Annotated in this window: 3 protein-coding genes and 1 pseudogene; 1 reads left to right on the top strand and 3 read right to left on the bottom strand. The window is 75.9% G+C overall.

The window, feature by feature from the left end; all coding sequences use genetic code 11:
- Positions 1 to 96: 96 nt before the first annotated feature.
- Positions 97 to 1631 (bottom strand): annotated as a pseudogene (locus ABZ714_RS32595) (phosphoribosyltransferase family protein).
- Between the two features lie 173 nt (positions 1632 to 1804).
- Here ABZ714_RS32595 and ABZ714_RS32590 point away from each other — a divergent pair.
- Positions 1805 to 2455 (top strand): class I SAM-dependent methyltransferase, encoded by a 651-nt coding sequence (locus ABZ714_RS32590; RefSeq protein ID WP_358828972.1) that lies wholly within the window; start codon positions 1805 to 1807, stop codon positions 2453 to 2455.
- 80 nt (positions 2456 to 2535) lie between these two features.
- On the opposite strand, the gene ABZ714_RS32585 is transcribed toward ABZ714_RS32590, so the two are convergent.
- Together ABZ714_RS32585 and alaS are read right to left on the bottom strand one after the other, a co-directional pair.
- Positions 2536 to 2943 (bottom strand): (2Fe-2S) ferredoxin domain-containing protein, encoded by a 408-nt coding sequence (locus tag ABZ714_RS32585; RefSeq protein WP_358828971.1) that lies wholly within the window; start codon positions 2941 to 2943, stop codon positions 2536 to 2538.
- 553 nt (positions 2944 to 3496) lie between these two features.
- On the bottom strand, positions 3497 to 6148 hold the full coding sequence (gene alaS, locus ABZ714_RS32580) for an alanine--tRNA ligase (protein WP_358828970.1): 2652 nt from the start codon (positions 6146 to 6148) through the stop codon (positions 3497 to 3499).
- Positions 6149 to 6210: the final 62 nt, after the last annotated feature.

The raw sequence follows: 6210 nt of genomic DNA, 5'->3' as shown, positions 1-6210 counted from the left end.
ATCGGGGGGGCGGGGTGAGCGCCGGCGCGGGCGGGGTGAGGGTCTCCCGCCCCGGCCGGGGGGGGGGGCGGGTCCCGGCCCGGGTCCGCGCCCGGCTCAGACCGCGCCGGCCGGCCGGCCGGCGCCTACGGCCCCGGCGTCCTCGAAGGCGGCGGTGAACCAGCGGACGGCGGCCTCCGTCACCCGGTCGAGGGCGCCCGGTTCCTCGAAGAGGTGTCCGGCGCCGTCGACGACGAGCAGGGCGCTCTCGCCGCCGAGCCGCCGCCGCGCCCGCCGGTTCAGCTCCAGGACGTGCCGGTCGGCGCCGCCGACGACGAGCAGGGTGGGGGCGGTCACGGCGGGCAGCCGCTCATCGGCCAGATCGGGGCGCCCGCCCCGCGAGACCACGGCGGCACACCGGCCGCCGGAGCCGGCCGCCGCCCAGAGCGCGGCGGCGGCACCAGTACTCGCGCCGAAGTAGCCGTACGGCAGTCGCGCGGTCCCCGGGCGGTCCAGCAGCCAGCGGGTGGCGGCGACGAGCCGGCCCGCCAGGAGCGGGGTGTCGAAGACATTCGCCCGGTCCGCCGCCTCCGCCTCGGTGAGCAGGTCGAACAGCAGGGTGCCGAGGCCGGACCCGGCGAGTCCGGCGGCGACCCGGCGGTTGCGCGGGCTGTTCCGGCTGCTGCCGCTGCCATGGGCGAAGAGGACGATGCCCGGCGCGCCGGGCGGTACGGTCAGCCGCCCGGCGAGCAGCCCCTCCCCCACCGGGATCCCGACCTCCGAGCCGCCCGGTCCGTCCGCTTCATCCCATTGGCCCATCGCCGCCAACCTACGCCCGGGCGCCCGTCCGCGCATCCGCCGGCCAGCTGCGGCGCGGCGTCACTCCCGGGCGCCGGTACGGCCTTGGCTCGCGGCGTCGCGTGTGCCGGGGCGTCGAACCCGTCCTCCCGCTCGGGCTACTCGGGCGGCGGACCCGTGACCCCGTCGGAGATCCGGCGGGCCGCGCGGGCCAGGCAGTCCACGACCTCAGCGTCCGTCGTCTGCTCGAAGTCCGCGTAGAACTGGCCCACCGCGGAGAAGGCCGCCGGGGTCAGCGGGCAGACCAGTTCGTCGGCCTCGTCGCCGAGCAGGCCGGTCCAGCCCGGGGGCGCCACCGGGACGGCGAGTACCAGGCGCTCCGCGCCCCTGGCCCGGGCGATCCGGCAGGCGGCCTTGGCGGTGGAGCCGGTGGCCACGCCGTCGTCGACCACGACGGCGGTACGGCCGCGCAGCGGCTCGGGCGGGCGGGCGCCCCGGTAGAGCCGGGCCCGGCGGTCCAGGACCGCGCGTTCCCGTTCCTCGGCCGCCGCGAGCCGGTCGTCGGTGATGCCGCCCATCCGGACCACCCGTTCGTTGACGACCCGGACGCCGTCCTCGCCGATCGCGCCCATGGCCAGTTCGGGCTGGAAGGGGACGCCGAGTTTCCGGACCAGGCAGACGTCGAGGGGCGCGCCCAGCGCCTCGGCGACGGGGGCGGCGACGGGTACGCCGCCGCGTGGCAGCCCCAGCACCACGACCGGTTCCCCGGCCAGATGCCGGAGCAGGGCCGCGAGGTACCGGCCCGCTTCGTGGCGGTCCGGGTAGTGGTCGGGAGACGCTGTGTGATCGGCCATGGTCCCGCTCCCCTCGTACGCCGGGCCCGTCGCACGGGGCGCCCGGCGGCGGCACGCCGCGGACCCGGGGACCGTTGTGATCATTGTGACTCGCGGGGCGGGGGTGGGGCCAGGCGACCGCGGTCCGCCGGGCGTCACGGGTGATTGTCAGTGGCGTCCGGCACGATCGGGGGGTGACCATCTCTGCTGAGATCAAGGGCTATTGGGACGCGGCGGCGGCCGGGTTCGACGACGAGCCGGACCACGGGCTGCGCGCCGCGCCCACCCTGCGGGCGTGGACGGACCGGCTGGCGGCCTGGCTGCCGTCCGGCCCAGGTGACGTCCTCGACATCGGCTGCGGCACCGGCTCGCTGACAGCGGTGGCGGCCTCGGCCGGGCATCGGGTGACCGGGGTGGACCTGTCACCCCGGATGGTCGCCCTGGCCCGGGCGAAGCTGGCCGCGGCCGGGCTCCCGGCCCGGTTCCTCGTCGGGGACGCGGCCGATCCGCCGACCGGTGAGGCCCGGTTCGACGCCGTGGTCTGCCGCCATCTCGTCTGGACGCTCCCCGATCCGGCGGCCGCCCTGAGCGGCTGGGTGCGGCGGCTGCGGCCCGGCGGCACGCCCGTTCTCGTGGAGGGGCGCTGGCGGCAGTCCGGCGGCGGTACGCCCTATGTCACCGGGGCCGAGAGGCTGCCCTGGTTCGGCGGGATCGGAGCCGACACCCTTGTGGACGCGGTCCGGCCGCTGGTGGCCGGCGTCCGGGTGGAGGACCTGGCCGGGGATCCCCTGCTCTGGGGCAAGGAGGTGACGGACGAACGGTATGCCGTGATCGCGCGGATCTGACCGCCCGCCCCGGCCGGATCCGGACCGGGGGACGCCGTATACCCGGCGGGTGCGGCGCCGGGTCCCGCGCCCGGCCCGGGTCAGGAATCCGGGAGTTCGGCGCGGATCCGCCGGGAGGGGCTGAAGGAGTAGAGGTCGAGGACGTCGGGCGGGTCGGCGAGACCCGGGCCGCCGTCCTCGATCCAGGCGGCGATGTCACCGGTGGCGTCCTGGTCGTTGACCAGACCGAGCCAGACCGGGCGGCCGCCGGCCCTGCGGCCGTCGGCCGACGGCTGGACGACGACGACATTGGCCTGCTCGCAGACGTCGAGGCAGTCGGTGACCCGGACGGTCGCCCGGTCCGCCAGCGCCGTACGCAGCTCCCGCAGCTGGGCGGCGTGGTCGATGCCGGGGATCTTGGGGGTGCCGCAGCAGCAGCCCCGGCAGACGGTCACGGTGGGGCGTATCGCGCCCGGGGCGGGCGCGGCGCTGCGCGAGCGTTTGCTCATCCGGTCTCCTCGGCGGGGTCGGTCGGGTCCGGGCCGTGTCGCGTACGGACCCGGCCCGGGGAGTCCGCACGATGATCGCAGAGTCCGGGGGTGCGCCGATGCCCGGGGCGGCGGAAAAGCGCCGGTCAGGCGCCCGGCGACCACAGGCAGCCCCGGCGGGCCGGTGCCGATCCGGTCCGCCGCCCCTGCCGCCGGAGGGGGCGGCCTTGGTGGCGCCGCCCGGGCCGGTCGTCCCGTACCCCGGTTCCGGCGGGGCGGGGTCCGGCGCGCCGCCCTTCGGGGCCGCCGGTTCCGTCGCCCCGCCCGACCGGGCCAGGCCGTGTCGTCGAATTCCCCGCCTGGCCCGCGACGCCCGGCACGCACAATCTCCCCCTGTGCCCTACGGGCACAGGAGGTACCCCCGGCGTTGCCGGGATTTTCCCAGTACGTCCCGTACGGGGGAAACCGTCCCCCCGGCTTCGCCGGGGAACCCCCACCGCCGTCGCGAATTCGCACGCACCGGACGCCGCGAGCCCCGCCCTCCGGGCGGACGGCGCCATTTCGACGACACGGCCTAGTCGCGGGTCAGCAGTCCGGGCAGCTCGGCCAGCAGTCCGGCGATCCGGTCCCGGGGGACGCCGCCGCCCTGGGCGAGTTCGGCGGATCCGCCGCCACGGCCCGAGAGCAGCCGCTTGACCAGGGCCGACGCATGGAGTCCGGCTTCGACGGCGGGCCGGTTGAGGGCGAGGACGAGCCCGCCGGTGCCGGTGGCGACGGCCACGGCACCGGGCCGTCCGGCGGGGAGCCGGTCGCGGACGGCGAGGGCCAGGGCGCGGGCCTCGTCGGGGGAACCATCGACGGTGGCGGTGGTGGTGACGACTCCGGTGCCGTCGGCCTCGACGGCACCGGCGGCGAGTTCGGCCGCCCTGACCGCCGTGGCGCGGGCCTTGAGCCGGGCGTTCTCCTGGTCCGTGGCCTTCAGCCGGTCCAGCAGTCCGGCGATCCGCTCCGGCAGTTCGGCCTTCGGGGCGCCGAGTTGTTCGGCGATCCGGGAGACCAGGTCGCGTTCGCGGGCCAGATAGCCGAAGCCCTCCACTCCGATGGCCGCCTCCAGCCTGCGCATTCCGGCGCCGACCGACGATTCGGCGGTGAGGGCGACCGTGCCGATCTGGGACGCGTGCTCGACATGGGTGCCGCCGCACAGCTCGCGCGACCAGGCGCCGCCGATCTCGACGACCCGTACCTTCTCGCCGTACGTCTCGCCGAAGAGGGCGAGGGCGCCCAGCTCCTTGGCCTCGGGCAGGGTCATCCAGCGCACCCCGACGGGCAGATCGCGGCGGAGTGCCCGGTTCGCGGCCTCCTCGATCTCGCCGCGGACGGCGGTGGAGAGCGCGCCGCGCCAGGGGAAGTCGAGCCGGAGATGCCCCGGCCGGTTGTACGAGCCGGACTGGAGGGCCGTCGGGCCGAGGATCTCCCGCAGGGCGGCGTGCAGGACATGGGTCCCGGAGTGGGCCTGGCGGGCGCCGAGCCGCCACTCGGGGTCGACGGCGGCCACCACGGGGTCACCGGCGGCGAGTTCACCGGCCGTGATCCTGAGCTGGTGGGTCACCAGACCGGGCAGGGGGCGCCGGACGTCGAGGACCTCCGCCTCGGCGGAGGCGCCGGAGATCCGTCCGGCGTCGCTCTCCTGGCCGCCGGACTCGGCGTAGAACGGGGAGCGGTCCAGTACGGCGGTGACGATCTCGCCCTCGCGGGCGGCGGCCACGGGTCCGTCCCGGCCGATGAGTCCGAGGACCCGGGATTCGGTGGTGAGGGTCTCCCAGGCCCGCCAGTCGGTCGGGCCGTGGGCGTCCAGCAGGGCGCGGAGCGCCGTGGTGTCGGCCGTTCCGCCGGATTTGCGGGCCCGGGCGTCGGCCCTGGCCCGTTCCCGCTGGGCGTTCATCAACGCGGTGAAGCCCTCGCGGTCGACCTCGACGCCCTGTTCGGCGGCCATCTCCAGGGTGAGGTCGACGGGGAAGCCGTAGGTGTCGTGGAGGAGGAAGGCGCGGTCCCCGGGCAGGACGAGGCCGCCGTCGGCCCTGACCTTCGCCACGGCGGCGTCGAGGACGGTGGTGCCCTGGCGGAGGGTGGCGCGGAAGGCGTCCTCCTCGCCGTACGCGCGGTCGGCGATCCGCTCGTAGTCGGTGGCGACCTCGGGGTAGCCGGGGGCCATCAGATCGCGGGCGACGGGCAGCAGCTCGGGCAGGGCCGGGTCCTGGTAGCCGAGCTGCCGCATGGCTCGGACGGCGCGCCGGACGATCCGCCGCAGGACGTAGCCGCGGCCCTCGTTGCCGGGGGTGACGCCGTCGGAGAGCAGCATCAACGCGGTACGGACGTGGTCGGCGACCACCCGGAGCCGGATGTCGGGCTCGGGGGCGGCGCCGTAACGTACGCCGGCGAGTTCGGCGGCCCGGTCCAGGACGGGCCGGGTCTCGTCGGTCTCGTAGAGGTTGTCGACCCCCTGGAGGAGGGTGGCCATCCGTTCCAGGCCCATCCCGGTGTCGATATTGCGGCGGGGCAGTTCACCGAGGACGGGGTAGCCGGTCTTGCCGGGGCCCTCGCCGCGTTCGTACTGCATGAAGACGAGGTTCCAGAACTCCATGTAGCGGTCCTCGTCGACCGCCGGGCCGCCTTCCCGGCCGAGGGCCGGGCCCCGGTCGTAGTACAGCTCCGAGCAGGGCCCGCAGGGGCCGGGGACGCCCATGGACCAGAAGTTGTCCTCGTCGCCCCGGTCCACGATCCGGGCGTCGGGCAGGTCGGCGACCCGGCGCCAGACGGCCCTGGCCTCGGTGTCGGAGTGGTGGACGGTGACCCAGATCCGGTCGGGGTCGAGCCCGTATCCGCCGTCCGCGACGGGGCGGGTGGAGAGGTCCCAGGCGAAGGCGACGGCCTCTTCCTTGAAGTAGTCCCCGAAGGAGAAGTTGCCGTTCATCTGGAAGAAGGAGGCGTGCCGGGTGGTCTTGCCGACCTCCTCGATGTCGAGGGTGCGGACGCACTTCTGCACACTGGTTGCCCGGGGCCACGGCGGAGCCTGCTCGCCGGTGAGATACGGCTTGAACGGCACCATCCCGGCGTTGACGAACAGCAGGGTGGGGTCCGGGGTGGGCAGCGGGGCGCCGGGGACGACGGTATGGCCGCGGGCGGCGAAGAAGTCCAGGAATCGGGTGCGGATGTCGGCGGTGCGCACGGTGTGCTCCGGGAGGGCTCGGGCGGGCAGGCGAGGCGTACGGCGGGGAACGGTCAGGTCGG

The organism is Streptomyces sp. NPDC006798, assembly GCF_040635975.1.
Taxonomy (GTDB): Bacteria; Actinomycetota; Actinomycetes; order Streptomycetales; family Streptomycetaceae; genus Streptomyces.
The sequence above is the reverse complement of the archived record's forward strand: the minus strand, read 5'-3'. Positions and strand labels throughout refer to the sequence as shown.

Excerpts from the sequence above, each read along its gene's own strand:
- ABZ714_RS32585 (WP_358828971.1), bottom strand. The coding sequence starts at position 2,943 with ATGAGCAAACGCTCGCGCAGCGCCGCGCCCGCCCCGGGCGCGATACGC.